Below are 26,373 nucleotides of genomic sequence, written 5' to 3' on the forward strand. Positions count from 1 at the left end.
TGCCAAAAAGTGACCCGCTGTAAGAGCGGAAAGGTGATTGAGCGTCACCTTGGCAAATGGATAAGCTCACGCATCCAGAAACCAAAACTTCAAACTTCAAACTTCAAAGCCCAGATTTAAGGACGGCATTCAGATAGCGTGAATATTCATTCACCATGGAGGCGCACATTAACCCTTTCGCCTTTACGGCGACCTACTCCGGCCCCTACGCTGCGCTCCGGGGTCCCCTCGCTACGGGCTTGCTCCCGGGAAAACCTAGGCTCGGCCCCCTGCCCTCGCATTTGGCTGCGCCTGAACCAACCCGCATAGAGGAGCAACAACAAAGCGACAACAACGCAAAATCGCTGTTGAAATGTAACTGCATTTGACGTGCATCCCGCCCCGTGCTCTCCTTACGCCTTGCGTTCAGGTGCCCCATCAGGGGTGAAACGGGAAACCGGTGCGTCACAACCCCCGACAGGGGTGGACAAAGCCGGTGCTGCCCCCGCAACGGTAAGCGAGCGAAGCGTCTAGACCACTGTGCCAGCACCCCTGGCATGGGAAGGTGACCCTTTACAAGGAGCCCTGCTCCTCCTCGTGAGCCCGGAGACCGGCCTGGCGTTCATGAACACCCCGCGGTGGGCGGGCGCTGTCGCATTCCCCTGGGCACTTCGCGCTCGGGGTTGCCGCGCCTGCCCATTGCCCACAAAAAGCAGAGGAACGCGTCATGCCCGTCACCAGCGCCAAACACAACGTCGCCACCCCCGTTACCCTGAGCCAGCGTGTCGTCATCGCCGTTGGTGCCAGCCTGCTGGGCCTGTGCCTGGTCTACTTCGCAGGGTTTTCGCACATCGAGGCAGTGCACAACGCCGCCCATGATACTCGCCACAGCGCCGCCTTCCCCTGCCACTGAGCCTGCCCCCATGATCAACCGCATCGCCCGTACGGCAGGCTTCAGCGGCCTGCTTGCCGCCCTCCTGCTGACTTTGCTGCAGAGTTTCTGGGTTACACCCCTGATCCTCGAAGCGGAAACCTACGAGTCCGCCACCCCCGCTGTCGAGCCGCACAGCCATGAGGGCCAAGCCGCTCACACCCACGAACACAGTGAACACGCCTGGTCGCCGGAAGATGGCTGGCAACGCGTGCTGTCCACCACTGGCGGCAATCTCGTCGTGGCCGTTGGTTTCGCGCTGATCCTGGCTGCACTGTACAGCCTGCGCGAACCCAGCCGCGTAGCCACCGGCGCACTGTGGGGCCTGGCCGGTTTCGCGGTGTTCTGCCTGGCGCCCACCCTTGGCTTGCCACCGGAACTGCCCGGCACCGCCGCCGCTGAACTGGGGCAACGCCAAACCTGGTGGATCGGCACCGCTGCAGCGACCGCACTGGGCCTGGCACTGCTGGTTTTCGCTCGCCACGGTTTGCTCAAGGTCGTGGGCGCCGCCCTGCTGGTGCTGCCACACGTGATCGGCGCGCCGCAGCCTGAAGTGCATCAAAGCCTGGCCCCCGAAGCGCTGGAAACCCAATTCGTGTTCGCCTCCTGGCTGACCAACGCGGCCTTCTGGGTAGCGCTGGGCCTGATCAGCGCTTGGCTGTACCGTCGCTCCAGCCAGGCTTGATGGCCTGCGGGGTGTCCTCGTCCCTGCTCTATGCAGGCTTCGGTTGCCGCCAAGGCTGCCCGGCGGCCACGCTCGACACCCTGCTACGCCAGGCACTGGATGCGCATGGCCTGCCACTGACGGCACTTGGCGGCATTGCCAGCATTCCAACCAAGGCCGATGAACCAGGGTTGCGGCAACTCTGCGCGCGACTGGGCCTTCCGCTAACCGTATTCGACTCGGTACAACTACAGCCATTCGAACCGCTATTGAGCCACCGTTCACCAACGGTGTTCGCCCACAGCGGCTGCTGGGGCGTGGCGGAGAGTGCCGCATTGGCGCTTGCCACCCACCATCACGGTTCGGCCAGGCTTGTCGTGCCCCGTCTTGTGCTCGGCCCGGCTACCCTCGCCCTTGCTTGTGGCCGATAATCGCTTCATTCATTTATCTGCAAGGACTCTCCATGACGGTCTACTTCATTGGTGCCGGCCCCGGCGACCCGGATCTGATCACGGTCAAGGGCCAGCGCCTGATCCGTCAGTGCCCCGTGATCATCTACGCAGGTTCGCTGGTTCCGCCAGCCGTCCTCGAAGGCCATCAGGCACACACCGTCATCAACAGTGCCCAGCTTCACTTGGAGCAAATCATCGAGGCGATGCGCGATGCCCATGAAAAGGGGCTGGATGTAGCTCGTGTCCACAGCGGCGATCCAAGTCTCTATGGCGCCATCGGTGAACAGATCCGCCACCTGCGCGAACTTGGCATCGACTATCAGATCGTACCTGGCGTTACCGCCGCTGCCGCCAGCGCCGCCCTGCTCGGCTGCGAGCTGACACTGCCCGATGTGGCGCAAACCGTGATTCTCACACGCTACGGGGACAGCTCCCCCATGCCGGCTGGCGAGCAATTGGGCGACTTGGCCCGCCATGGCAGCACCCTGGCCATTCATCTAGGGGTGAAGCACCTGCCGCGTATCGTGGACGAGCTGATGCCCCACTATGGCCCTGATTGCCCGATCGCCGTGATCCATCGCGCCACCTGGCCCGATCAGGACTGGGTGCGTGGAAACCTTGGGAATATCGTCGAACGCGTGGCGGCCAAGGGCTTTCGCCGCACCTCGCTGATTCTCGTCGGCCATGTACTTGGGGATGCCCCCTTTGCCGAGTCCGCCCTGTATCGGGCAGGTCACGCCCACCTGTATCGCCCTGGCGATTGACCATTGCCAAGCGCCTGAGGCCCGTAGCAGACTCCGCTGTACCTCTCTCGAACCGGAGTCACGTCCATGCTGGAGCTACGCCCGAATTGCGAATGCTGCAATGCCGATCTGCCGGGTGACAGCCCGGATGCGTTCATCTGTTCCTTCGAGTGCACGTTCTGCCGTGCGTGCGCCGATACCCGTTTGAAAGGCCGCTGCCCGAACTGCTCTGGGCAATTGGTGGCTCGCCCCAGCCGCGTAGGCCAGGCGCTTCGCGACAACCCCGCCTCCATAGAACGGGTGCTAAAACCACACGCCGCTTGCGCCTGATCTGTCTTGGGCATCGCCAGGGTTCGCTTGGCGATGCCTATCTCAAGCATTTTGTAGGATTTTTCAACAGGTATCGGCTGCTTATTCAACAGTTCTATACTCGCCGTTACCAATCATCCTGAATGGAAGTATCTTGCAGCGCTGCTGAAAAAGCCGATGCAGACGTATTCCTGACAGTTTCAGGAAACGGACCACCTTCCGACAGGAGTTAGCTACATGACAACCGTGCTGATCGTCGACGATCACCCCATCGTGCGTCTTTCATTGCGCTTGCTACTTGAGCGCGAACGTTTTCACGTCGTCGGCGAAGTGGGCGATGGCAGTGAAGTCGCGCAGAAGGCACGGGAGCTGCGCCCGGACGTGGTGGTGCTGGACATCGGCTTGCCCGGCCTGGATGGCATGGAGGTGATCAAGCGCCTGCAGAACATGGAACCCGCACCGAAGATAATGGTGCTTACCGGCCAGGCCACCGACCTCTATGTACGCCGCTGCCTGGATGCCGGTATCGGCGCCTTCGTCACCAAGGATGAAGACCACGAGGCGCTGATCTTTGCCTTGAAGGCCCTCGTCAAAGGCTACTCGACCTTCCCGCAGATGTCCGTGAACAGCAATTCTCTGGAAAGCGAAACCGTGCGCCTGAGCAGCCTCTCCAACCGTGAGATGGAGGTGCTTCGGCGCCTGTCGCGGGGCGAAAACAACAAGAATATCGGTACCTGCATGAACCTCAGCGCCAAGACCATCAGCACCTATCGCGGGCGCATCATGGAAAAGCTCAAGACCGAATCGCTGGTAGAGATGGTCGATCTGGCCAAGCGCAACAACGTCAACTGAGCAATCCGCTGCCATGAAGCGCCCACTGTCGACCATGCTGCTCGCCCTGTTCCTGGCCTTGCCTCTTTGCGCACTGGCCGATGGTGAACCGCGAGACCTGCTTGCACGCGCGTTGAGCGCTGCCTCGCCGTTGACGCTGGATGCCCAGGACCGCCAATGGCTCCAGCGGCGCGAGGCACTGATCCTGGGCAGTTCCCGCCCCGACTATCCGCCGTTCGAGATCAACACCAGCCTGTCGGACTACGAAGGCCTGAGCGCAGACTACGCCGGAGTGATCGCCGAACAACTGGGGGTGCCCATCAAGGTAATGCGCTTCGCCAATCGCCACGAAGCGATTGCCGCACTGCGCGACGGTCGCATCGACCTGTTGGGCAGCTCCAACGCATTCGAGGCTGACGATGCCCACCTGGTCCTCAGCCAGCCTTATACCGACGACCTGCCGGTCATCGCCACTCGCGAAGGCCGCTCCCTGAAAAGCAACCTGGAACTGGATGGGCTGCGCCTGGCCATGGTCGATCACTACCTGCCAGGCGAGGCTGTACGCGCGCTTTATCCAAAGGCCCAGTTGAGCCTCTACCGCTCTACCCAGGCCGGCCTTGCCGCCGTCGAACTGGGCGAGGTGGATGCCTACCTGGGTGATGCGATCAGCACCGACTTCCTGATCGGCAAGAGCTACCAAGGCACGGTCAAGATCGACCACTTCTGCCTGGCACCGGGAGGCACCTTCTCCTTCGCCCTGGCCAATGACAATCCACGCCTGAAGCGCCTGGTGGACCAGGCCCTGGACAGAATCAGCGAGAGTGAGCGCCTGAACATCCTGCGGCGCTGGACCAGCGGCAACACCAGCTTGCTGATGGAGCGTCACCTGGCCGCACTGACCGCCGAGGAAGAAGAATGGATCGCCCGGCACCCTACCGTCAGCGTATTGATCAACCCGGCACTGGCACCACTGACGTTCAACAACACCCAACAACGCTTGAGTGGCATCACGTTGGAACTGCTGAAACAGATCACCCTGCGCACCGGCTTGCAGTTCAAGTTGATCGAGCAGCATTCGGTGCAGGCCATGGTGGACCAACTGGCCCAAGGCCAGGCGGACATGATCGGCGCGCTAGGCTACGGCGTGGCACGTGCTCGACAACTGCGCTTTACCCGCCCCTACCTGGTCAGCCCCAGGGTACTGGTGACCCGCAGCGCCTTGGCTTCGCCAACCCAGGCCACCGCCCTGGATGGCCAGCGAATTGCTTTGTTGCGGGGCGCACCGCAGCTGGCGGACGTGAAACGCCAGTACCCGCACGCCAGTATCGTCGAAGTCGACAACCCGCTTGGGCTGATGGAGGCCGTGGCCAACGATGAAGCCGATGTTGCCTACAGCAACCATATCAATGCGACGTACTACATCAACCACGTCTTCAAGGACAAACTGCATATTGCCGCCGTCCTTGGCGACGAACCCGCCGTCGCCGCATTCGCCGTGGCACCCGGCCAGCCAGTACTGCAGGGCATCCTCGACAAGGTGCTGCTGAGCATCCCGCCGGAAGAGCTGGACCAATTGATCAATCGCTGGCGCACCAGCACCGTGGTCAGCGATAGTCCATGGCGTGACTATCGCACCCTGGCCTTGCAAGTGCTGGTGCTGTCCACGTTACTGCTGGCTGGCGTGGTGTTCTGGAACAGTTACCTGCGCAAGCTTATTCAGCAGCGTACCGAGGCCCAAAGGGCCCTGCAGGACCAACTAGCGCTGAGCCGCGGCCTACTCGAGCAACTGCGTCAGGCCAAGGAGGATGCCGAACAGGCCAGCCAGACCAAAAGCACCTTCCTGGCAACCATGAGCCATGAAATCCGCACGCCGATGAACGCCGTGATCGGCTTGCTGGAGCTGGCCCTGGAAGACAGCCGCTGCGCGCACTCCGATCGCCAGACTTTGCAGACAGCCCACGATTCGGCGGTGGGCCTGCTCGAGCTGATTGGCGACATCCTCGACATCTCGCGCATCGAGTCTGGCCACATGACGCTTCAACCGGTGCCTATCGACCTGGTCGAGTTGGTACGCGCCACCGCACGTGTATTCGAGGGCAATGCCCGGATCAAAGGCCTGCACCTGCAAAGCGCCTTGCCTCCCGAGCCGGTCTGGGTGCTGGCCGACCCTCTCAGGCTCAAGCAGATCCTCTCCAACCTGCTGAGCAACGCCATCAAGTTCACCGACCGCGGCGAAGTCATCGCGAGCCTGACTGTGAGCTCGGTGCTGGAGGAAGGCAAACGTGAAGTCGAACTGTGCGTACGCGACACCGGCATTGGTATCGGTGTGGCCGACCAGGCCCGACTGTTCACCAGCTTTGCCCAGGCCAATGGACCACGGGCTCGCCAAGGTGCAGGCCTGGGTCTGGTCATCAGCCGTACCCTGGCGGAGCTGATGGGAGGTACTCTCAGCCTGCAGAGCGTCGAAGGGGTTGGCACGAAGGTGGAAGTGCTGCTCAGGCTACCCGCCTGCCAGCAGCCCGCTGTCGCTGCGCCCGATACCCCGGCCCGGGAAAGCGACGGCAGCCCACTGCACATCCTTGTGGTCGACGACTACCCGGCCAACCTGTTGCTACTGGACAAGCAGCTAACCAGCCTGGGCCACCGCGTAACCCTCGCCGAGAATGGCGCAGTGGCGCTCGCCCTTTGGCAAGAGGCGACGTTCGATCTGCTGATTACCGACTGCAGCATGCCGGTGCTCGATGGCCACGCCCTTACCCGGCGCATTCGCGAGCTTGAGCGCCAACGGCAGCGACCCGCCTGCCGCATCATTGGCGTCACCGCCAACGCCCAGGCCGAGGAGCGTGCCCGTTGCCTGGCCAGTGGCATGGATGACTGCCTGTTCAAACCGATTGGCCTACAGACCCTCAAGGCGCACCTGCCCCGGCTGCCTGCCCAGCCGGAGCCGTCAAGCACTCCGTCAAGCGGCTTTGACCTCAAGGAACTCCGTCATCTGACTCAGGACAACGAGCAACTGACGCGCAGCTTGCTCGAACAATTGGCGCAGAGTGCCCGCGAAGACCTGGCAACTCTCCAGGCACTGGGCCCCACTCCCCCCGCCGACGCATTACGCACCGTGGCACACCGTATCAAGGGTGGCGCCAAGATGGTCAGGGTGCGTGGCGTGGTCGGCGACTGCGAGGCCATCGAGCAGGCCCTGGCCCAGGACCTGCCTACCGCCGCGTTGCAGCGCCGCCTGGAAGCGAGCCTGCAGAGCCTGCAACGCGAACTGGCCGATACCCTCAGTGCAATTGCAACGTCGAACTGATCTGGCTGATGGCGTCGACCACATGCCGCGACCCCTGCTGGATCTCCATGATCACCGTACCGGCCTCGTTGGCCAGCGCCACCCCCTGACCGGTGCGAGACAAACTCGATTGCATGCTCGCCACCGCTGTCAGTGACAGGTCGTGGTTCTGCCGCACCACATCGACGATCTCTAGGGTCGCCTTGCTGGTCCGGGCCGCCAGGCTGCGCACCTCATCGGCCACCACGGCAAAACCACGCCCCTGATCTCCTGCACGCGCAGCCTCGATGGCAGCATTCAATGCCAGCAGATTGGTCTGGTCGGCAATGCCGCGGATGGTCAGCACGATCTGCCCTATCACGTCGGATTGGCGGCTGACCGCATCGATGTTACGGGCGGCATCGTTCAAGTCCTGGGAAATCTGCTCGATTACCTCGACCGTCTGCTGGACCACCTCCGTGCCCTTGCGGGCGCACGCATCGGTCTGCACCGAGCTGGCATGGGCCGCTTCGGCGGCGCTTTGCTGGGTGCTGATCTGGGCAGTGATGTCGCTGGCGAACTTCACCACTTTGTACAGTCGCCCCTTGCTGTCGAAGATCGGGTTGTAGGAGGCTTCCAGGTAAACGGTCTGGCCTTGTTTATTGACCCGCTCGAAGCGATGGGAATGGTATTCGCCACGGTTCAGTGAGGCCCAGAACTCACGGTATTCGGCCGACTCACGCTCATGGGGCAGGCAGAACAAGCCATGATGCCGGCCCACCACTTCCTCGAGCCGATAGCCCATGGTGTTGAGAAAATTCGGGTTGGCCTTGATTACCCGCCCCTGGGGCGTGAACTCGATCACTGCCATGGAGCGGCCAAGGGCCGTGATCAGGCTTTCGCTTTCATGCTCGTCCTTTACGCGCTGGCTGATATCAGCGGCGACCTTGAGCACGCTGGTGACCTGCTGCTGGTCATCGAGCACAGGCATGTAGCTCGCCTCCAGCCACACCTCTTCGCCGGCCTTGTTGATGCGTTCGAAGGTGCCGCTGATGGCTTTACCCTGGCCCAGTTCACGCCACAACTGCTGGTACTCGGCACTCTGGGCGTAACCCGGGTCGCAAAACAGCCGATGATGCTTGCCCCGCAGTTCTTCTGCGCTGTATCCCATGGCCCGACAGAACTGTTCATTGGCATCGAGAATGGTGCCATCGGGTTCGAACTCGATGATCGCCATGGACCGGCTGATCGCCGCCAGTTTCGCCTCCACGCCGGCCAAGGCCTGATGGCAGCGCTGGATCTCGATCAAGTCGGACTTGCGATGGAAATCGAACATGGTGCCGGGCTCCTTCTGGGCGGAATTTTCAGAGCATAGATCGGCATTGGAGGCGTGCAAGCACGTTGATATCACTTTGTAATTAGGCGCCAAGCCTGATTACGCACTCGCTCAGGAACTCTCGCGCACCATCAATTCAAACCCCAGGTCCTGCTGCTCGGTCGTGACCCGCTTGCCATCGAGCAATGCCAGCAATGCCTGGGCCGCGCCGCGCCCGACGGCCGCTCGTGGTGTACGGATCGAGGTTAAGCGCGGCACCATGTGCGCCGAGGCTGGCAAGTCGTTGAACCCCACCATGGCCACTCGACCTGGCACCTCGACGCCCTGACGCATGGCCTGCAGCACTGCACCCTGGGCCAAGTCGTCGTTGCAGAAGAATATGCCGTCGACGTCCGGTGCCTGCTCCAACAACTGGCTGAACAGTTCGCTACCCAAGGCGATGGACGACGGTTGCGGGGCGAGAATCTCCAGCTCCGAGGCCTGCAATCCGGACTCCACCAAGGCCTGGCGGAAGCCCTCGGCACGCTGCATCACCCGCGGGTCGAGCTGCGCGGCAATGAACGCCAACCGGCGGCGGCCGCGCTCGATCAGGTGACGGGCGGCAGCACGGCCAGCCTGCTGCTGGGAGAACCCCACCGATAACTGCCCCGCTTCCCCGCCGAGCTCCATCATGTGGACACATGGCACGCCACTGGCCGCCAGCATCTGGCGCGATGCGTCGCTACGGTCGAACCCGGTCAGCAACATGCCACACGGCTGATAAGCCAGATAATTGCGAATCAGGTTCTCTTCCTCGGCGATATCGTAGTGATAGTTGCCGATCAGCACTTCCAGACCGCGTGGACGCATCACCTCGTGGATAGCTTCGAGGGTGTCGATGAACAGTTGGTTGGACAGCGAAGGAATCAGAACCACCACCGATTGGCTACGCGCCGATGCCAAGGCGCGGGCGGCCGGGTTGGCGACGTAACCCAGGCTCGCGGCGGCAGCCATGACTTTTTCGACCAGTTCTGGCGCAACGGTGCTGACGCCGCGCAAGGCACGGGAAGCGGTAATGGGGGAAACCCCGGAAAGCCGGGCGACTTCTGCCAGCGTGGGACGACCGGTAGTGCGAGAGCCTGTGCGAGACATGAATGTTGTAATTTTACTACTTGCCAAGGAGGGGGAACGGCCATAAGGTAGCGCTGTCTCAGGACGCAGGCAATGTAATCTTTGGTAGTGCCCGGCACTGATAGCCTGCCAAGCGTCCATACTGCGTAAGGACAAGACCAATAACACCGGGGAGGTGGCGTGTCGTCGAAGACGAGACAGCGCTGTCTCACTCCGCAGGAGGTACTGATGAACTCTTCCCTGTCCGCCATTGTGGTGATGGGTGTCGCCGGCTGCGGTAAAAGCAGCGTAGGCGCCGCCATTGCCGCCAGGAGCGGAGGCCGCCTGATCGAAGGCGACGCTTTCCACCCTGCCGAAAACATCAGCAAGATGAGCGCCGGCATCCCTCTGAACGACGACGACCGCGCCGGCTGGCTGGTTCGCCTTGGCCAGGAGCTACAGTCGACGCTCCAGTCCGGCGAACGCCCGATCCTGACCTGCTCCGCCCTCAAGCTTCGCTATCGCGAAACCTTGCGCGCTGCGGTGCCGAACCTGTGTTTCGTATTCCTCGAACTGAGTCCGGCCGAAGCGGAAAAGCGGGTGCTGGCACGCCCCGGCCACTTCATGCCTGCCAGCCTGATCGACAGCCAGTTCGCCGCGCTCGAACCACCCCATGGCGAGACGCTGACCCTCGCGCTGGACGCGACTCGTCCGCTCGACACGCTCGCAGAGCAGGTCGACGTATGGCTAAAGCCTTGCGGTGAGCGGAGCCTGGCGCGGACCGCCTGATCCCGGCGGTTTTCCTGGCTCACCTGAGATAGCGCTGTCTTTACGCTAACAAAGCTTAAAAAATCAAAAAGCTACGCCAAAAACAACGATAAGACCGAGGCATAAGAACCATGTTCGGACTGGCAACTGATACCTACCTGCTGCTCGACGCCCTTGTCACCATTGTCGGGCTGATCCTGCTGATCACCCATTTCAAGGTCCACCCCTTCGTCGCCCTCACACTCGCCGCCGGCTTCCTCGGCCTGACCTCCGGCATGCCGGTCGCCAAGGTCATGAAGTCGTTCCAAGACGGATTTGGCGGCGTGCTTGGCTTCGTCGGCATCGTGCTGGCGCTGGGCACCATGCTAGGCAAGCTGATGGCCGACTCAGGTGGCGCGGACCAGATCGCACAAACGCTAATTCGCGCCTTCGGCAAGAAGAACGTGCATTGGGCGATGATGTTCGCCGCGTTCCTGGTGGGCATCCCGCTGTTCTTCGAGATCGGCTTCGTGCTGCTGATTCCGCTGGTGTTCATCGTGGCCCGCCGCTCAGGCGTGTCGCTGATCAAGATCGGCATCCCGCTGCTGGCCGGTCTTTCCGTGGTCCATGGCCTGGTGCCGCCGCACCCGGGACCACTGCTGGCCATCGGCATCTTCCACGCAGACATCGGCAAGACCATCTTCTATGGCCTGCTGATTGCCTTGCCGACCGCCGTGATCGCCGGACCACTGTTCGGTAACTTCATCGCCCGCTACATTCCGGGCAACCCCTCGCAAGAACTGATGGACCAGATCGCCAAGGAGTCCGACCAAGGCAACCTGCCAAGCTTCACCATCACCCTGGTCACCGTACTGTTGCCAGTGGTGCTGATGCTGCTCAAGACCTTCGCCGACGTGGTCCTGCCAGCCGAGCACATCGTGCGCCAATGGATGGACCTGATCGGCCACCCGATTACCGCCTTGCTCGCCGCCTTGCTGTTGGCCTTCTACACCTTCGGCTCGGCCCGGGGATTCAATCGCCAACAGATCATGAAGATGCTCGACCAGAGCCTGGCGCCAACAGCGGCCATCGTGCTGATCGTCGGCGCCGGCGGTGGTTTCAAACAGATGCTGGTCGATACTGGTGTGGGTAACGTGATCGGGCAAATGGCCGTACAGGCTGAGATTTCGCCGATCCTGCTGGCCTGGCTGGTCGCCGCAGTGATTCGTATCGCCACCGGTTCGGCGACGGTGGCCACCATCACTGGCGCAGGCATCGTGGCCCCGGTGATCGACCTGGTGCCGGGCGTGAACCGTGAACTGCTGGTATTGGCCACCGGTGCCGGCTCGCTGATCCTCTCGCATGTCAACGACGCCGGTTTCTGGCTGGTGAAGCAGTACTTCAACATGACCGTGGCCGAAACTTTCAAGACCTGGAGCATGATGGAGACCATCCTGTCGATAGTCGGCATCATCTTCATCATGTTGCTGTCGTTGGTGGTGTGACCCTCAAGGGGGCGGCCAACGCCCCCCACTTCACCACTGTCGCTTGTCAGGCCGGGTCAACCCAAGCTTCTCGATCCGGTAGCGCAGCATGTCGCGTGACAGACCGAGCATCCGCGCCGACTTGGTGACATTCCAGTCGGTGCGATCCAGCGTACGGCATACCAGATCCCGCTCCATGTCCGGCAGACTGGTACCCGGGTCAGGCTCGAAGCGTGGTGCCTCGAACGACGCAGGCGCAGGATGAGCCAAAGGCTCGTCGATCAAGGTCATGCACAGGTTCAGCTGGTGTGCCTGCACCACTTCATTAGGTGCCAGCAAGACCGTCTGTTCCAGCATGTTACGCAGTTCACGCACATTTCCAGGCCAGCTGTAACCCAGCATCAGCGACTCGGCCTCGGCCGAGAAACGCAGGTTGGGCTTGCCATAACGACGCCCGTGATGGGCCAGGAAGTGCCGGGCAAGCAGCAGGATGTCCTGCCCGCGGGCATACAGACGTGGCACCTTCAAGGCAATGATGCGCAAGCGGAAGAACAGGTCGCGACGGAATTTGCCCTGTTGAACCATTTGCTCCAGGTTGCAGTTGGTGGCACTGATCACCCGCAGGTCGACCTTGCGCTCCTTGACCGCGCCGATTCGCCGAATGCTGCGATCTTCCAACAGCTTGAGCAGCTTGGCTTGCAGGACCAGGTCCATTTCACCGATTTCATCCAGAAACAGCGTGCCGCCGTCCGCTGCCTCGACCAGGCCTACGCGGCGCTCCTTGGCATCGGTAAAGGCACCTTTCTCGTGACCGAACAACTCGGCCTCCAGCAGGTTGGCCGGAATCGAGGCGCAGTTGAACTCGATGAACGGCCCCTTGCTGCGTGAGCCGTCGAAATGCAGGGCACGGGCCACCAACTCCTTACCAGTGCCGGTCTCCCCTTCGATCAGCACCGGCGGCAGATCGTCACTGGCCATGCGGCGCTCGGCATCGAGCACCTGATGCAGGGTGTGCTTGAGCGTGAGCATCGCCGGCGACTCGCCGATCAATGCCTGCAGGCCGGACTTCTGCGCTTCCCGCTCCTGATAGAACGACAGTGTGCGCTCCATGCGGTCCGCTGCCAGCGCCTTGTCCAAAGTCAACTTGAGTTCTGCCAGCACCACCGGCTTGGTCAGGTAATGGAAGGCCCCCTCCTTCATCGCCAGCACGGCGTCTTCGACATTGCCGTAGCCGGTCATCATGATCACCTTGAGGTCGGGCGCCTGTCCGACGAGGGTGCGTAACAGGTCATGACCGTTCATGCCGGGTAGCGAATTGTCGGTGAGCACCGCATCGGGCTGGACGCGCTTGATCTGCTCCAGTGCCAGTTCGGCACTGTGGCACACCGTCACCTCGAAGCCTTTGATGCCCAGGTACGTGCGAATGTTATCGGCGAGGACTTCATCATCCTCGACTACCAGGATGCTGTGCTCCATGGTCTCCTCCCGCTGCGATATTGAAAGTAAGGCTGACGCGGGTTCCTTCCTCTTCACGACTGCTCAAGCTGACCGAGCCGCCAAAACGTTCCATGATGCGTTTGACCAAGGCCAGGCCAACACCCAGCCCGCCTTGCTTGGTGGTGAAGAAAGGCTTGAACACCATCCGCTCCTGCTGCCGGGTCATGCCCTTGCCGGTGTCGCTGAGCAGCAGCTGAGCGCGCTGCCCGTCCTGCACACTTACCTCGGCGCGCAGCTCGCCGCCGTTAGGCATCGCTTCCAAGGCGTTGGCGAACAAACTGTTGAGAATTTGGGTAAGCTGCAGCGGCTGGCTGGCGACCCACTGCACCGATGGCCCCTCGAAGCTGAACTGCACACCGTTGCGCTCGATCTGCTGCGTGAATGCCAGCCGGGTGTCCTCGATGGCAGCGACCAGATCCACCGCCTCGGCTTCGTCGCTGGCCGGGCGTAGCGATACCAGTAGATCGCGCACCCAACGGGACATACGGTCAACCTGACCGATGATGTCGACGATGTTCTTCTGCGCCACGGGATTGGCGATTTCCTGCGCCAACTCCGCACTGGAACGGATGTTGGCCAGCGGGTTGCGCAAACTGTGGGCCACCGCCGAGGACATCTCGCCAAGCGCCACATAGGTTTCACTGGCCACCAGGCGGTCCTGCTGCTGACGAAGCATGGACGCTGCCCGACGTACGATCCAGAACAGGCCGAAGTAAATCAGCGCGCCGCCGACCAAGGTCGACGCCCAGATCAGTACGTAGCCGCGCTGTATGCGACGGATCAGGTCCTTGGGTTCCTTGTAGATCTCAACCATAGAAAGCACCTGCTCCCCCTGGCTGTCGAACAAGGGGATGTAGTTCTCGATGAACAGGTACTCGGGCTCACGCAGAAACTTCTGTTCTTCACGGTCTTCGTGGGCCTTGTGATAGCTGGCCGACACAGCCTTTCGTGAGCGGAACGCACGATCGAGGTCGCCATCGGCCTCGATGCGCACGCCGATCAATTCTCGGTTGGTGGACCACAGGATGGTCCTGTCGCGAGCATAGACGTTGGCCAGCAAGGTGTCCGGGAGGTGCTCGACATGATCGAGGAACTCGACGCGGGTAGACTCGGCCAGCGCCGGGGCGAATTGCAGATGCTGCTCATCCCGTCGTGGGTCAAGCAATTCGCCCATCGTGACACCTGGGGGCAACTGCGAATGGCGTACCTCAGCCTGGGCCATGGACTGGATGAATTGGGCGGTCAGCATGGCATCGCGCTCGACGCTGTCGCGCACCACGAACCGAGTCGACAAATACCCCAAGCCCCCCGCCACCGCGGCGATGATCAGCAGGCTGATGATCGAAAACCAGCGCAGCAGATTGAATTCGCGCAACGGCACAGCTGGGCCACTGGTAAGGCCACGCGTCGTGCCCGGAACTTCGTTTTCCAGCATCTGCATCGCTTGGTTCCCGCTCAGCAAGTCCATTCAGGAAGGCCTCAAGGGGTTGCTACCGTACGTAGCAAATTGATAGCACTTCGCCAGAGCGGCAACAGCCGCCATTTGTCGTGATCATGACGCTGCAAAAAGTTGGCCAGGCTATTTAGATTATATTTTATATTTACAATTCAATGACTTATGGCACTTTTATTATGCAGATTCGAGAATAATTCCCCGACATCGGGTGTTTTCCACCCAATTCGTAGAAAACGTTTTAAATCAGATACTTAAGGTCAACATGTAATTCAGGACATCACGTTCTCGCCAATCGGAAGCTCAACGAGACCCGGGTGCCATGGCCCGCGCGGCTGCTCAACCTTACCGAGCCTCCAAAACGCTCCATGATGCGCTTTACCAACATGAGGCCCACCCCCAAGCCACCTTGCTTGGTGGTGAAAAAGGGTCGAAACGCCAGTCGCTGCTGCTGCTCGCTCATGCCCTTGCCGGTATCGGAAAGACGCAAAGTCAGGTTGGTGCGATCGTGGCGTACCACCTCGACCTTGAGTTGCCCACCCTGCTCCATCGACTCCAGGGCATTGGCGATCAGGCTGTTGAATATCTGCGCAAGCAACGCTGGCTGACCCAGCACCTGAACGGCGGGTAATGGTCGCACTTCCAGGCTGACCCCTGACCGCGCGAGCGCCGCCGCGAATGTCTGCAGGCTTTCCTGCAGCGCCTGGGACAGGTCCACCGGCACCGCGTCGTCGTTCAGCGGCCGCAACGATTGCAACAACTGGCGGATCCACTGCGACATGCGGTCGACCTGGCTGATGATGTCGTTGATGTTTTTCTGTGCGGGGCCGTCGTCGAATGCCTGGGCCAGCTCTGCACTGGAGCGAATGCTGGCCAGCGGGTTGCGCAAGCTGTGGGCCACCGCCGAGGACACCTCGCCCAGGGCGACGTAGGTCTCGCTGTTGATCAGCCGCTTCTGCTGTACCGCCATCACCCGCGAGGCACGCCGCATGATGCCGTACAGGCCGATGTAGACCAGGCCTGCACCGACGGCGATCGCCAGCCAGATCAGCAACAGGCCGTGCTCGATGCGCACGATCAGGTCGTGGGGCTCCTTGTAGATCTCCACCATCGCCGTGACCTGCTCGCCCCCGGCATCGAACAGCGGAATGTAGTTCTCGATGAACAACTGCTCAGGCGGGGTCACGAACTTTTGCTCGGCCCGCGCCTGCTCGAAGTCGTGATAGCTCGCCGACACCCGCATCTTGTACTCGAAGGCGCGGTCCAGGTCTTCGTCGCCTTCGATCAGCTTGCCCACCAGCGCAGGGTTGCTGGACCAGATCACCGTGCGGTCAGGTGCATAGATGTTGGCAAGCAGCATGTCCGGCAGGTGGGCGATATGGTCGAGAAACTCACCCCGAGCCCTGCGCCGCGCGTCCGGGTCCACGTCAGGCAAGGCTTGCTGGTCGGTGCGAGGGTCGATCAACTCGCCCATGGTGCGCACATTGGGGATGGACACATGGCGCACTTCGGCATCGGCAATGGCGGTGATGAACTGGGCCGTGAGCAATGCGTCGCGCTCGACGCTTTCATCGATGATGAAGCGGCTTGAAATCAGGCCCAGCCCAACGCCGATGGACAGAATGATCGCCAGGCTGACCCAGGCATACCAACTCAACAAATTGAATGGCTTGCGCTGTGGAGCGGCCTCGCCAGCTGTGGGCACGTCGAGGCTGTTCAAATGCGGGGCGCTGTCCATGCCGGACTCCAAGGCGGGTCACCTTTGAAGGTTATAGCCCAGAGTTGGGGAATCATGACGCCGATTGGTCGGAACGCTGCGGTTTATACGTTCTAGAGCCGCGTGCAGCAGTGCGGTACTACAAAGGGGAATCTTCGGCCAACCCCTGCAATTTACGGTATTCACGCAATACGTTGGGGACATATCGGCGGGTTTCGGCGAACGGCGGAACCGCCCGTCCACGTCGCAGCACCGCATCGGGTCCAGCGTTGTAGGCAGCCACGGCCAGGGTGATATCGTTATCGAACAGCTTCAGCATTCGCTTGAGGTAGCGTGCCCCGCCCTGCACGTTGTCTTCAGGATCCAGCGCGTTCTCCACGCCCATCTCCCGGGCGGTGTCCGGCATCAATTGCATCAGCCCGACTGCCCCGGCCGCCGAACGGGCCTTGGGGTTATAGCCGGACTCGGCCTTGATCAAGGCATGCAGCAACGCCTGGGGTACATCATGGGTTCGCGCCGCCGCCGCGACAACATCGGCGTATGGCCTTCCGGTCACCCTCTGCGCATCGGCAGGACCGGCCTGGGCGACCGTTTCACTGATCACCCGCTGGTAGTGGCTGCCTGGCCGATGGACGTTGGTCAGGACATAGCCGCCTTTGGCATCAATGCTGATGTACACGTCGGCCTGGGCCGCACCTGCCACCAGCCAGATCAATCCCAGAATGATAACTCGCATCTCGGTCACCTCCCGTTCGCTGCCCCCGTTTTGGGGGATATGCCCCAGAAAACCTGAGCTTTCGAGCTACGACGCAAGCACCGTGCCGCTTGCCATCCCGCATGCCGCAAGGCCCCGAGGCAGACGTGCACGGCAGTTGCATAAGGCTTGAAAAAGCATGTCCACATGCAGCGGAGGGCTTCACCATGCAGCGCAGAATCAATACCCAACGTGGTTTCACCCTGCTTGAGCTTCTGGTGGTGTTGGTGGTGCTTGGCCTGTTGGCCGGGATCGTCGCGCCCAAATACTTCAGCCAGCTCGGCCGCTCCGAGGCCAAGGTGGCGCGGGCACAGATCGAGGGGCTGAGCAAGGCGCTGGACCTCTATCGCCTGGAAGTGGGGCATTACCCCAACAGTGAGCAAGGATTGCAGGCGCTGGTGGCAGCCCCCAGCGGCGAGGCACGCTGGTCCGGGCCTTACCTGCAGAAAGCGGTGCCACAGGACCCCTGGGGCCGGCCTTATATTTACCGCCAACCGGGTGAGAACGGCGGCGAGTACGACCTGCTCTCGATGGGCAAGGACGGCCAGCCCGGCGGCGATGGGGAGAATGCCGAAATCACCAGTTGGCAGTAAGGAGAACGGCCATGCGCTACAGCCTCAAAGCCTTGGGTAGCCGGGGCCTGGTGCAGTTGCAGATCGACGCAGAGGATATCGAGCAGGCGCGGCGCAAGGCCGAAGAGCAAGGCCTGAAGGTGGTCAGTGTGCGTGGCCAAGGGCACTGGCTCGGCGGCCTGACCTGGCGCCGCGAGGCAACGTTCGACCTGGTGCTGTTCAGCCAGGAGCTTTCAACCTTGCTCAATGCCGGCCTCCCCCTGATCGACGCCCTGGAAAGCCTGGCGGAAAAGGCTCCTGCCGCCGCGACCCGCAAGGTGCTGGCGGCGTTGGTAAGCCAGCTCTACGAGGGCCGCTCGCTGTCCCAGGCCCTGGGACAACAACCGCGGGTCTTCCCAAACCTGTATGTGGCGCTGGTGCAGTCCAGCGAGCGCACCGGCGCCCTGGGAGATGCGCTGACCCGCTACATCAGCTATCGCCAGCGCCTGGACCTGGTTCGGCAGAAGCTAGTGGGTGCCTCGATCTACCCCTTGCTGTTACTGCTGGTGGGTGGGGGTGTGGTGCTGTTTCTGCTGGGCTACGTGGTCCCCCGCTTTAGCCTTGTGTTCGAAGGCATGGGCACCGAACTGCCCTGGTTGTCACGGGTACTGATGCAGATCGGTCTGTTCCTGCACGCCCAGCAACTGCCGTTGGGCCTGTCGGCCTTGGTGAGCATAAGCGCACTGGTCGTACTGCGCCGGCATCCGGCGCTGCGGCGTTGGGCATCCCGCCAACTGCGACGTGCTCCGGCCCTGCATCAGCGCCTGATGATGTACGAGCTGGCTCGGTTCTATCGCTCGCTGGGCATATTGTTGCAGGGCGGTATTCCCATCCTCACCGCCATGGGTATGGCCCGCGGCCTGCTGGGCAGTGCCGCGGCCCAGGGGCTGGAGCAAGCCAGCAAACGGGTGGGTGAAGGGTTGCCACTGTCCGATGCGCTGGAAGCGGGCCAACTGGTGACGCCCGTTTCGTTGCGGCTGCTTCGGGCGGGTGAGCAGTCAGGCAACCTTGGCGAAATGCTGGAGCGCTGCGCGGACTTCCACGACCAGGAAATCGGACGTTGGGTGGAGTGGTTCGTTCGTCTGTTCGAACCGTTGTTGATGACCTTCATCGGGCTGTTGATCGGCCTGATCGTGATCCTCATGTACATGCCGATCTTCGAGCTGGCATCGAGCATCCACTGACCATCAGGCGGACGAGACGGCTCCGCCCGCCTGTGGCGCGACTCAGTGCCCTGCCGACGCCGGTCCGGCCTTGGCGGTGAAGGGTGGCTTGGCCAGCCATACCAGCAGGATCAGGCCGGCGAACACCCAGGTCATCAAGGTGAAGTAGTCCACCGTCGACATCATGTACGCCTGTCCGTTGAGCATCTGTTCCAGTTGCGCGTAATGCTGTGGGGTGGCGCCGCCCAATTGCTCCAGGGTGTGCCGCGTCGTCGGGTCGTAGGCGCTGATGTGCTCGCTGAGATAGGCGTGGTGCTGGTCGGCGCGGCGAATCCAGATCCAGGTCGTCAACGAGGCGGCAAAGCTGCCACCCAAGGTGCGTAGGAAGGTCGCCAGGCCAGAACCATCGGCGATCTGCTGCGGCGGCAGGTCCGACAACAGGATGCTCAGGGTTGGCATGAAGAACAGCGCCACACCGATGCCCATGAACAGTTGCACCAAGGCTACGTGCTGGAAATCAACGTCGCTGGTGAAGCCTGCGCGCAGGTAACAACTGGTGCCGATGGCCAGGAACGCCAGCCCGGCCAGTACCCGGAGGTCGAAGCGGTGCGCATACTTGCCCACGAACGGCGACAGCACCACCGGCAGCAGGCCGATCGGCGCCACCGCCAGGCCTGCCCACGTGGCGGTATAGCCCATCTGGGTCTGCAACCACTGCGGCAGAATCAGGTTGATGCCGAAGAATGCGGCGTAGCCCCCGACCAGCACCAGCGTGCCGATACGAAAGTTGCGGTGAGCGAACAGCCGCAGGTTGACCACAGGGTGTCGATCCGTGAGCTCCCAGATCACGAAAATCGCCAGGAACACCAGCGAAATCAGGCTGCCGACGATGATGAACGACGACTCGAACCAGTCCAGGTCGTTACCTTTGTCCAGCACTACCTGCAGGGCACCGACGCCAACGATCAGCGTCAGCAAGCCGATGTAGTCCATCGGCTGGCGACTGGTGACCACCGGGCGGGTGCGCATCTGCTGACGCACCACGGCTGCGGCGAACAAACCGATGGGCACGTTGATGAAGAAGATCCACGGCCAGCTGTAGCTGTCGGTGATCCAGCCGCCCAGAATCGGCCCGGCGATCGGCGCCACCACCGTGACCATTGCCAGCAACGCCAGCGCCATGCCCCGCTTGGCCGGCGGATACACCGCGATCAGCAGTGTCTGGGTCATCGGGTACAGGGGCCCGGCCACCACACCCTGCAATACCCGAAAGCCCACCAACTCGGGCATCGACTGCGCAATACCGCAAAGAAAAGAGGCCAGCACGAACAGCAAGGTGGCCCAGATGAACAGTTTCACCTCACCGAAGCGGCGGCTCAGCCAGCCGGTCAGCGGCAACGCAATGGCGTTGCTCACCGCGAACGAGGTGATCACCCAGGTGCCCTGCTCATAGCTGACACCCAGGTTACCGGAGATGGTCGGCAAGGCCACGTTGGCGATGGTGGTGTCGAGCACCTGCATGAAGGTAGCCAGCGACAGGCCGATGGTGGTCAGCAGCAGGCTCGGCGGCGTGAACTGCGCAGGGGCTTGGTTGCTCATCGCTGGGCCGTCTTGCCAGTCGCGCTGTTTTCGTGAATCAACCGGGCGATCAGCTTGTCAGCCTCGACCAACTGGCGATCGTAAACCTGCGTGGTGTAACTGGCCTGCTGCGGTGGCTGCTGGGCCAGCGCCGGGCCACTCTGGTCGTGCAAGTCCACCTCGACCACCGTGGACAGGCCGATACGCAGCGGGTGGTCCTTGAGCTGCTCGGGGTTCAGTTGGATACGCACCGGGACACGCTGCACGATCTTGATCCAGTTGCCGGTGGCGTTCTGCGCAGGCAACAGGGCAAAGGCACTGCCGGTGCCGGCGCCAAGGCTGTCGACCGTACCGCTGAAGGTGACCTGGCTGCCGTAAAGGTCTGCAGTGATCTGCACAGGTTGGCCGATGCGCATCTCGCGCAGTTGGGTTTCTTTGAAGTTGGCGTCGATCCAGACCTCGTCCAAGGGAATGACTGCCATGGTCGCAGTGCCCGGTTGCAGGCGCTGTCCCAACTGCACGGTGCGCTTGGCGACATAACCGGTCACTGGGGCCACCAAGGTGGTACGGGCATGGTCGAGATAGGCCTGGCGCAGATCGGCGGCGGCAGCCATCACCTCAGGGTGCGAAGACACCACAGTGTCGTCGATAAGCGCCGCGCTGGTGTTGAGCTGCTGGCGGGCGCTGTTCAGGGCGCTCTGGGCCACGCTCAGGTCGTCACGAGCGTGGGAGATTTCCTCAGCCGCGATGGCCCCGCTGTCGGCAAGCACCTTGCGTCGGTTGTAGTTGTCCTGGGCCTTCTGCAGCTCGGCCTGGCGGGTCTGCAACTGGGCCTTGAGGGCATCGACATTGCTGTACAGGCCTCGGACCTGGCGCACGGTGCGGGCCAGCTTGGCTTCGGCGGACTGCAGCGCAACCTCGCTGTCGGCCGGGTCGAACTGCAACAGCACCTGGCCCGCGTGGACCAGGTCACCATCGTCAGCACCAATGCTGGTCACCGTGCCGGTCACCAGTGGGGTGATTTCCACCACGTTGCCGTTGACGTAGGCGTCGTCGGTGCTTTCGTGCCAACGCCCGACCAGGCTGTACCAAGCCCAGGCGCCGAGGCCACCGAGGACCAGCAGCAGAAGCAGGCCGAGCAGCCAGACCTTGCGCTTGCGCGAAGGTTCGGGGGTGGCGGAGGGATGAGAGGCGTCTGCGGGAGTAGCCATGACAGTACCTTGGAGAATGCTTGACAGGGATCAACGATCGCCGAAGCGGCGGATCGTCAGGGGGTCGCCAGAACCGAGCAGAACCTTGGCCAGCAGGCTTTCGAGGGTCTTGAGTTCCTCAGGCTGCAACACACCGACCAGCTCGTTCATCGCCAGGGCGCCGATCTCGGGCAGGCGATCGGCCAGGCGCTGGCCATCGGCAGTCAGCGCCAGGCGGACCTGGCGCCGGTCGTCCTCGCAGCGGTTGCGCAGGACCAAGCCCTTTTGCTCGAGGCGGTCGAGCATGCGGGTCATCGAACCACTGTCCAGGCCCAGGTAGCGGCACAATTCGGCCGGCGTATCCACCTGGTACTGGGTGACGATGATCAGCACCTTGAACTGAGCAGCGGTCACGCCCTCGGACTCAAGGTGCCAGTCCAGAATGCGGTCCTTGAGGATCGCCGCCCGACCCAGGAGCATGCCGATGGCACAGGTATGGAAATTTTCCGGGTTGAAATGGGACATCGGGGTCTGCTCGATTAGATGTGTAAAAATATTACTGCCTAGGCAGTTAATGTCAAAGCTTTGATTAGGTGGCTATGTAAATAGAGATGAATGGTCCGCCTTGGTTCGAGCGGCCTTGCATCGCGAAAGGCCGCTCAAACAGCGGATGTAAACACGTAGGTGATTCAAGCCTTGCTTACCACTCCCAACCCCAGTGCTTCCACCACGCCGCAGGCAATCGCCATTCCCACCAGCTCTGCCAGACTTTGCGCCTGCAATCGCTTCATCACCCGTGCGCGATAAAGATCGACGGTCTTGACACTCACCCCCAGCCGCTCGGCCACCTCGCGGTTGCTCAGGCCTTGGGCCAGAGGCACGAATACATCGCGCTCACGCGGTGTCAGGGCATCGATCCGCGCCTGCACCTGCGCCAGCTCGCCACGCCGCGCTCGCCCGGCACGCTCCAGCGCGGCCTGGACACTGTCCAACAGCAACTGGTCGTTGTAAGGCTTCTCGATGAAGTCACAGGCGCCGGCCTTGAATGCCCGCACCACGATGGGCACATCGGCATGGCCGCTGACGAAGATCACCGGAATCTCCAATCCCCGCTCACGCAGTGCCTGCTGCACCGCCATACCGCCAACTCCCGGCATGCGTACATCGAGCAATACGCAGGCCGGCCCATCGTCCACGCATGCCTCCAGAAACGCTGGTCCGCTGGCGAACGGCAACGCCTGCAACCCCACCGACTCCAAGAGCCATACCGTCGAGTCGAGCATGCCCTGGTCGTCATCGACCACATACACTTTCGCTTGCACCCTTCTGCCTCCCGTTATCCCCGGCTCACGGCCAGCCGACAGCACATCACCAGCCCGCCCTGCTCACCCAATCGTGCCCACAAGTTGCCGCCAAAGCCCTCGATCAGGCTGCGGCTCATGCTCAACCCAAGCCCCAGACCGTCCGCCTTGCTGGTGGTGAACGGTATGAAGATATCCTCCAGGCGTTCAGACGCTACGCCTGGCCCTTGGTCCTTCACTTCGACCAGCACACTGTCGCCCTCGCGCACAGCGCCCAGCAGGATACGCGACGGTCGCTCGCCGTGCTGCTCGCGGTTGGCATCGATGGCATTGCGCAACAGGTTGAGCAGCACCTGCTCCAGCAACACCCGGTCGGCATAGACCGCAGGCAACTGCGCGCTCACACGCAGTTCGATGCTGACCTGCTCGCGGGCAGCCTCCCAAGCACACAGGCGAATGGCTTCGCCCGCCACGTCGGCCACTTCAATGGCCTGCAGGCGCCTTGGCCCCTTGCGCAGGAACGCCCGCAAACGGCGGATCACTTCGGCCGCGTGGGTAGCCTGCTCGGTGATACGCAGCAATCCCTGGCCAACCCGCTCACGCGCCTGCGGGTCGTGGTCCAGGCCCTGCAAGTAGCGCTGGCTGGCGTTGGCGTAATTGACCACCGCCGCCAATGGCTGGTTGATTTCATGGGCGATACCCGAGGCCAGCTCGCCCAGGGTGGCCAGCCGCGCACCATGAGCCAGGCTCTCCTGGGCCTCGATACGCAACGTGATGTCCCGAGAGACACAAACGATCTCCACCACCGCACCGGTGTAGGTTTCACGTATCGCGCGGGCGGCGATCTCGAACCAGCGGTAGTTGCCCGACGCGTGGCGCACGCGGCAGGTCATGGTGTGATAGCCGTCCTGATCCAGGGCCTCGGCGGCCTGCTGCAATACCTGACGGCGCTCACGGGGGTGCAACAGCGCGCGAACCGCCGTGCCACGCAGGTGCTCAGGCCATACGCCCACCAGTCGATAGGCGGCGGGCGAGGCGTCGAGGAAACGGCCATCGGGGCTGTGACGTGAGATCAGGTCAGTGGTGTTTTCGATGATCAAGCGGTAAAGGCGTCGCGCCTGGGCGGCTTCCCGAGCCCCCATACGTTCGTCGCTCGCATCGCGGCAGCGGGCCAGCACCTGTTGGCGCCGATCGTCAGGGATGAAAGTCCATAACAGGATGCGCTCACCGACCTGCACCTCCACGTCGGCAATTGCCCGGTGCTGATGCAGACATGCACGCACCAGCGCCCCAGCGTTAGACGGCAGCCAGCCAGTCAGTGCAAGGCCCTCGTCAAGCAACGCCTGGAGAGCCGGGTTTACGGCGAGGGGCTGGGCATCGGCCGCCAGAATCAGGCTCGGTTGTGGATCTAGGGCGAGCAAGGGTGAGGGGGGTGTGTCCACGTTACAAAGCTCACTCGTATAGTATTTATACTATATTGCTATGGTCGATATTCCAGATACCATAGCAATTCGCGTAAAACAGCGACAGAGGAAGGCGGCCCATTGCGCGCCTTCCCGTTCCCTGATCAGAGCTAACAATCAGCCACCGGGGTCATGCGCACAACTTGCGCCTGTCTCCCCTACAGGAAAACCGCATGTCGATCTTCTCTCAGGGCCTGATGCCCGCTGCTGTCAACCACGTCGCCCTCACCCCCTTGAGCTTCATCGAACGCACCGCGGCCGTCTACGGCAGTTACCCGGCGGTGATCCATGGCGCCATCCGCCGCGACTGGCGCGAAACCTACCAACGCTGCCGCCGCCTGGCCAGCGCTTTGGCCGGGCGCGGCATCGGCCCTGGCGACACCGTGGCGGTGATGCTGCCGAACATCCCGGCCATGCTCGAAGCGCACTTCGGCATACCTATGGTTGGCGCCGTGCTCAATACCCTCAATGTGCGCCTGGATGCCGAAGCGATCGCCTTCATGTTGCAGCATGGCGAAGCCAAGGTGCTGATCACCGACCGCGAGTTCCATGGTGTGATCAGCGCCGCCCTCGCCCTGCTCGAACACCCCCCACTGGTCGTGGACGTGGACGACCCCGAATACGGTGAGGGCCAGCCAGTCAGCGAACTGGACTATGAAGCCTTTCTGGCCGAAGGTGATCCGGCGTTCGACTGGGAATGGCCCGCTGACGAATGGCAGGCCATCTCCCTCAATTACACCTCGGGCACCACCGGCAACCCCAAGGGCGTGGTTTACCATCACCGCGGAGCCTACCTCAATGCCTTGGGCAACCAGATGACCTGGGCCATGGGCCACCATCCGGTGTACCTGTGGACCCTGCCGATGTTCCATTGCAACGGCTGGTGCTACCCCTGGACCATCACTGCCCTGGCTGGTACCCATGTGTTCCTGCGCCGGGTCGATCCCCAGCGCATCCTAACCCTGATCCGCGAGCATCGGGTTAGCCACCTGTGCGGTGCGCCGATCGTGCTCAATGCCCTGGTGAACATGCCAGAGACCGCCAAGGCGGCTATCGAACACCCCGTGAACGCCATGGTCGCAGGAGCCGCCCCGCCGGCCAAGGTGATCGGCGCGGTGGAAGAAATGGGCATTAAGGTCACGCATGTGTACGGCCTGACCGAAGTCTATGGCCCCGTCACCGTCTGTGCCTGGCACGCCGAGTGGGATGAACAGCCACTGGCCGAGCGGGCGCGGATCAAGTCGCGCCAGGGTGTGCGCTATCCGACACTGGACGGCCTGATGGTCGCCGACCCACAGACCCTGCAGCCCGTACCTCGCGACGGGACTACCCTGGGCGAGATCTTCATGCGCGGCAATACGGTGATGAAGGGCTATCTGAAAAACCCCGAAGCCACTGCCGAGGCCTTCCGAGGCGGCTGGTTCCACACCGGTGACCTGGCTGTGTGGCATGCCGACGGCTACGTCGAAATCAAAGACCGACTCAAGGACATCATCATTTCAGGTGGCGAGAACATCTCCACCATTGAAGTGGAAGACACCCTGTACAAGCACCCTGCCGTACTGGAGGCCGCCGTGGTAGCCCGCCCGGACGAGAAATGGGGAGAAACACCGTGCGCCTTCGTGGCACTCAAGCCAGGACACGAGGCCACCCGTGAAAGCGAGATCACCAGCTGGTGCCGCGAGCACCTGGCCGGGTTCAAGGTGCCCAAGACCGTGGTGTTCGGTGAACTGCCCAAGACATCGACCGGCAAGATCCAGAAATACGTCTTGCGTGACCGGGCCAAAGGACTGTGACCCGCCCTACTGCCATCCGA

Annotated in this window: 23 protein-coding genes, 1 pseudogene and 1 riboswitch; of the genes and pseudogenes, 12 read left to right on the forward strand and 12 right to left on the reverse strand. The window is 62.2% G+C overall.

What is annotated here, in order from left to right:
• Positions 1 to 390: 390 nt before the first annotated feature.
• Positions 391 to 612: riboswitch (cobalamin riboswitch) on the forward strand.
• A 94-nt stretch (positions 613 to 706) separates the two neighbouring features.
• The 7 genes from H620_RS0102835 to H620_RS0102860 all read left to right on the forward strand — a co-directional run bounded on the left by H620_RS0102835 (position 707) and on the right by H620_RS0102860 (position 7,216).
• Positions 707 to 892, forward strand: coding sequence for a CbtB domain-containing protein (locus H620_RS0102835; protein WP_027906678.1), 186 nt, complete (start codon positions 707 to 709; stop codon positions 890 to 892).
• Positions 893 to 902: 10 nt separating this feature from the next.
• The gene (locus tag H620_RS0102840) at positions 903 to 1,595 is read left to right on the forward strand and encodes a CbtA family protein (RefSeq protein WP_027906679.1); all 693 of its coding nucleotides are present in this window, start codon (positions 903 to 905) and stop codon (positions 1,593 to 1,595) included.
• Positions 1,595 to 2,005, forward strand: coding sequence for a cobalamin biosynthesis protein (locus H620_RS0102845; RefSeq protein ID WP_023380816.1), 411 nt, complete (start codon positions 1,595 to 1,597; stop codon positions 2,003 to 2,005). Before H620_RS0102840 ends, H620_RS0102845 begins: the two co-directional genes overlap by 1 nt.
• A gap of 32 nt (positions 2,006 to 2,037) precedes the next feature.
• A complete protein-coding gene (gene cobM / locus H620_RS0102850) occupies positions 2,038 to 2,790 on the forward strand; it encodes a precorrin-4 C(11)-methyltransferase (protein WP_027906681.1) in 753 nt (250 codons plus the stop codon).
• 66 nt (positions 2,791 to 2,856) lie between these two features.
• Complete coding sequence (locus tag H620_RS26195; protein WP_023380818.1) at positions 2,857 to 3,099, forward strand: DUF1272 domain-containing protein; 243 nt, start codon at positions 2,857 to 2,859, stop codon at positions 3,097 to 3,099.
• A 216-nt stretch (positions 3,100 to 3,315) separates the two neighbouring features.
• Complete coding sequence (locus H620_RS0102855; protein WP_023380819.1) at positions 3,316 to 3,930, forward strand: response regulator transcription factor; 615 nt, start codon at positions 3,316 to 3,318, stop codon at positions 3,928 to 3,930.
• A gap of 13 nt (positions 3,931 to 3,943) precedes the next feature.
• The gene (locus tag H620_RS0102860) at positions 3,944 to 7,216 is read left to right on the forward strand and encodes a transporter substrate-binding domain-containing protein (RefSeq protein WP_027906682.1); all 3,273 of its coding nucleotides are present in this window, start codon (positions 3,944 to 3,946) and stop codon (positions 7,214 to 7,216) included.
• On the opposite strand, the gene H620_RS27665 is transcribed toward H620_RS0102860, so the two are convergent.
• From H620_RS27665 to gntR, 3 genes and pseudogenes are all read right to left on the reverse strand, one after another.
• Complete coding sequence (locus H620_RS27665; protein ID WP_374375096.1) at positions 7,191 to 7,685, reverse strand: methyl-accepting chemotaxis protein; 495 nt, start codon at positions 7,683 to 7,685, stop codon at positions 7,191 to 7,193. The genes H620_RS0102860 and H620_RS27665 overlap by 26 nt on opposite strands.
• Before the next feature lie 42 nt (positions 7,686 to 7,727).
• A pseudogene (locus tag H620_RS27670) lies at positions 7,728 to 8,510 on the reverse strand (PAS domain-containing protein); the annotation flags it as partial.
• Positions 8,511 to 8,621: 111 nt separating this feature from the next.
• On the reverse strand, positions 8,622 to 9,641 hold the full coding sequence (gene gntR / locus H620_RS0102870; RefSeq protein WP_023380822.1) for an HTH-type transcriptional regulator GntR: 1,020 nt from the start codon (positions 9,639 to 9,641) through the stop codon (positions 8,622 to 8,624).
• 207 nt (positions 9,642 to 9,848) lie between these two features.
• Between gntR and H620_RS0102875 the strand changes: the two genes are divergently transcribed.
• Both H620_RS0102875 and H620_RS0102880 read left to right on the forward strand, forming a co-directional pair.
• Positions 9,849 to 10,388: a gluconokinase gene (locus H620_RS0102875; RefSeq protein WP_023380823.1), complete on the forward strand. Its 540-nt coding sequence runs from the start codon at positions 9,849 to 9,851 to the stop codon at positions 10,386 to 10,388.
• A gap of 110 nt (positions 10,389 to 10,498) precedes the next feature.
• Positions 10,499 to 11,851, forward strand: coding sequence for a GntP family permease (locus tag H620_RS0102880; protein WP_023380824.1), 1,353 nt, complete (start codon positions 10,499 to 10,501; stop codon positions 11,849 to 11,851).
• 30 nt (positions 11,852 to 11,881) lie between these two features.
• On the opposite strand, the gene H620_RS0102885 is transcribed toward H620_RS0102880, so the two are convergent.
• The 4 genes from H620_RS0102885 to H620_RS0102900 all read right to left on the reverse strand — a co-directional run bounded on the left by H620_RS0102885 (position 11,882) and on the right by H620_RS0102900 (position 17,233).
• Positions 11,882 to 13,306, reverse strand: coding sequence for a sigma-54-dependent transcriptional regulator (locus H620_RS0102885; RefSeq protein ID WP_023380825.1), 1,425 nt, complete (start codon positions 13,304 to 13,306; stop codon positions 11,882 to 11,884).
• Positions 13,275 to 14,768 (reverse strand): sensor histidine kinase, encoded by a 1,494-nt coding sequence (locus H620_RS0102890; protein WP_027906683.1) that lies wholly within the window; start codon positions 14,766 to 14,768, stop codon positions 13,275 to 13,277. Before H620_RS0102890 ends, H620_RS0102885 begins: the two co-directional genes overlap by 32 nt.
• A 292-nt stretch (positions 14,769 to 15,060) precedes the next feature.
• Complete coding sequence (locus tag H620_RS0102895) at positions 15,061 to 16,518, reverse strand: sensor histidine kinase (RefSeq protein ID WP_023380827.1); 1,458 nt, start codon at positions 16,516 to 16,518, stop codon at positions 15,061 to 15,063.
• 118 nt (positions 16,519 to 16,636) lie between these two features.
• On the reverse strand, positions 16,637 to 17,233 hold the full coding sequence (locus H620_RS0102900) for a lytic transglycosylase domain-containing protein (protein WP_023380828.1): 597 nt from the start codon (positions 17,231 to 17,233) through the stop codon (positions 16,637 to 16,639).
• A 185-nt stretch (positions 17,234 to 17,418) separates the two neighbouring features.
• On the opposite strand from H620_RS0102900, the gene gspG reads away from it, so the two are divergent.
• Entirely contained in the window at positions 17,419 to 17,844 is a 426-nt protein-coding gene (gene gspG, locus H620_RS0102905; RefSeq protein WP_023380829.1) for a type II secretion system major pseudopilin GspG, read from the forward strand.
• Between the two features lie 11 nt (positions 17,845 to 17,855).
• The gene (locus H620_RS0102910; RefSeq protein WP_023380830.1) at positions 17,856 to 19,046 is read left to right on the forward strand and encodes a type II secretion system F family protein; all 1,191 of its coding nucleotides are present in this window, start codon (positions 17,856 to 17,858) and stop codon (positions 19,044 to 19,046) included.
• A gap of 42 nt (positions 19,047 to 19,088) precedes the next feature.
• Here the strand turns inward: H620_RS0102910 and H620_RS0102915 are convergent, their stop codons facing one another.
• The 5 genes from H620_RS0102915 to H620_RS0102935 form a co-directional block, all read right to left on the reverse strand.
• On the reverse strand, positions 19,089 to 20,624 hold the full coding sequence (locus H620_RS0102915; RefSeq protein WP_023380831.1) for a DHA2 family efflux MFS transporter permease subunit: 1,536 nt from the start codon (positions 20,622 to 20,624) through the stop codon (positions 19,089 to 19,091).
• Positions 20,621 to 21,814 (reverse strand): HlyD/EmrA/EmrK family protein, encoded by a 1,194-nt coding sequence (locus tag H620_RS0102920; protein ID WP_023380832.1) that lies wholly within the window; start codon positions 21,812 to 21,814, stop codon positions 20,621 to 20,623. Before H620_RS0102920 ends, H620_RS0102915 begins: the two co-directional genes overlap by 4 nt.
• 30 nt (positions 21,815 to 21,844) lie before the next feature.
• Positions 21,845 to 22,318 carry a MarR family winged helix-turn-helix transcriptional regulator gene (locus tag H620_RS0102925; protein ID WP_023380833.1) on the reverse strand — a complete coding sequence of 158 codons (474 nt, stop codon included), beginning with the start codon at positions 22,316 to 22,318 and terminating at the stop codon, positions 21,845 to 21,847.
• A 164-nt stretch (positions 22,319 to 22,482) separates the two neighbouring features.
• Complete coding sequence (locus tag H620_RS0102930) at positions 22,483 to 23,115, reverse strand: response regulator transcription factor (RefSeq protein WP_027906684.1); 633 nt, start codon at positions 23,113 to 23,115, stop codon at positions 22,483 to 22,485.
• A gap of 14 nt (positions 23,116 to 23,129) precedes the next feature.
• The gene (locus H620_RS0102935; protein WP_027906685.1) at positions 23,130 to 24,536 is read right to left on the reverse strand and encodes a sensor histidine kinase; all 1,407 of its coding nucleotides are present in this window, start codon (positions 24,534 to 24,536) and stop codon (positions 23,130 to 23,132) included.
• A gap of 194 nt (positions 24,537 to 24,730) precedes the next feature.
• Between H620_RS0102935 and H620_RS0102940 the strand changes: the two genes are divergently transcribed.
• Entirely contained in the window at positions 24,731 to 26,353 is a 1,623-nt protein-coding gene (locus tag H620_RS0102940; RefSeq protein ID WP_023380836.1) for an acyl-CoA synthetase, read from the forward strand.
• The last annotated feature ends 20 nt before the right edge of the window (positions 26,354 to 26,373 follow it).

The organism is Pseudomonas taiwanensis DSM 21245 (assembly GCF_000425785.1).
Classification (GTDB): domain Bacteria; phylum Pseudomonadota; class Gammaproteobacteria; order Pseudomonadales; family Pseudomonadaceae; genus Aquipseudomonas; species Aquipseudomonas taiwanensis.

Bases quoted from the DNA above. Each gene is read 5' to 3' on its own strand.
- H620_RS0102840 (WP_027906679.1), top strand. From the start codon at position 903: ATGATCAACCGCATCGCCCGTACGGCAGGCTTCAGCGGCCTGCTTGCC.
- H620_RS0102895 (WP_023380827.1), bottom strand. From the start codon at position 16,518: ATGGACAGCGCCCCGCATTTGAACAGCCTCGACGTGCCCACAGCTGGC.
- H620_RS0102885 (WP_023380825.1), bottom strand. From the start codon at position 13,306: ATGGAGCACAGCATCCTGGTAGTCGAGGATGATGAAGTCCTCGCCGAT.
- H620_RS0102845 (WP_023380816.1), top strand. From the start codon at position 1,595: ATGGCCTGCGGGGTGTCCTCGTCCCTGCTCTATGCAGGCTTCGGTTGC.
- H620_RS0102835 (WP_027906678.1), top strand. From the start codon at position 707: ATGCCCGTCACCAGCGCCAAACACAACGTCGCCACCCCCGTTACCCTG.
- H620_RS0102900 (WP_023380828.1), bottom strand. From the start codon at position 17,233: ATGCGAGTTATCATTCTGGGATTGATCTGGCTGGTGGCAGGTGCGGCC.
- H620_RS0102880 (WP_023380824.1), top strand. From the start codon at position 10,499: ATGTTCGGACTGGCAACTGATACCTACCTGCTGCTCGACGCCCTTGTC.
- H620_RS0102855 (WP_023380819.1), top strand. From the start codon at position 3,316: ATGACAACCGTGCTGATCGTCGACGATCACCCCATCGTGCGTCTTTCA.
- H620_RS0102910 (WP_023380830.1), top strand. From the start codon at position 17,856: ATGCGCTACAGCCTCAAAGCCTTGGGTAGCCGGGGCCTGGTGCAGTTG.
- H620_RS26195 (WP_023380818.1), top strand. From the start codon at position 2,857: ATGCTGGAGCTACGCCCGAATTGCGAATGCTGCAATGCCGATCTGCCG.
- H620_RS0102940 (WP_023380836.1), top strand. From the start codon at position 24,731: ATGTCGATCTTCTCTCAGGGCCTGATGCCCGCTGCTGTCAACCACGTC.
- H620_RS0102925 (WP_023380833.1), bottom strand. From the start codon at position 22,318: ATGTCCCATTTCAACCCGGAAAATTTCCATACCTGTGCCATCGGCATG.
- gntR (WP_023380822.1), bottom strand. From the start codon at position 9,641: ATGTCTCGCACAGGCTCTCGCACTACCGGTCGTCCCACGCTGGCAGAA.
- H620_RS0102920 (WP_023380832.1), bottom strand. From the start codon at position 21,814: ATGGCTACTCCCGCAGACGCCTCTCATCCCTCCGCCACCCCCGAACCT.
- H620_RS0102890 (WP_027906683.1), bottom strand. From the start codon at position 14,768: ATGCAGATGCTGGAAAACGAAGTTCCGGGCACGACGCGTGGCCTTACC.
- H620_RS0102875 (WP_023380823.1), top strand. From the start codon at position 9,849: ATGAACTCTTCCCTGTCCGCCATTGTGGTGATGGGTGTCGCCGGCTGC.
- H620_RS0102915 (WP_023380831.1), bottom strand. From the start codon at position 20,624: ATGAGCAACCAAGCCCCTGCGCAGTTCACGCCGCCGAGCCTGCTGCTG.
- gspG (WP_023380829.1), top strand. From the start codon at position 17,419: ATGCAGCGCAGAATCAATACCCAACGTGGTTTCACCCTGCTTGAGCTT.
- cobM (WP_027906681.1), top strand. From the start codon at position 2,038: ATGACGGTCTACTTCATTGGTGCCGGCCCCGGCGACCCGGATCTGATC.
- H620_RS0102860 (WP_027906682.1), top strand. From the start codon at position 3,944: ATGAAGCGCCCACTGTCGACCATGCTGCTCGCCCTGTTCCTGGCCTTG.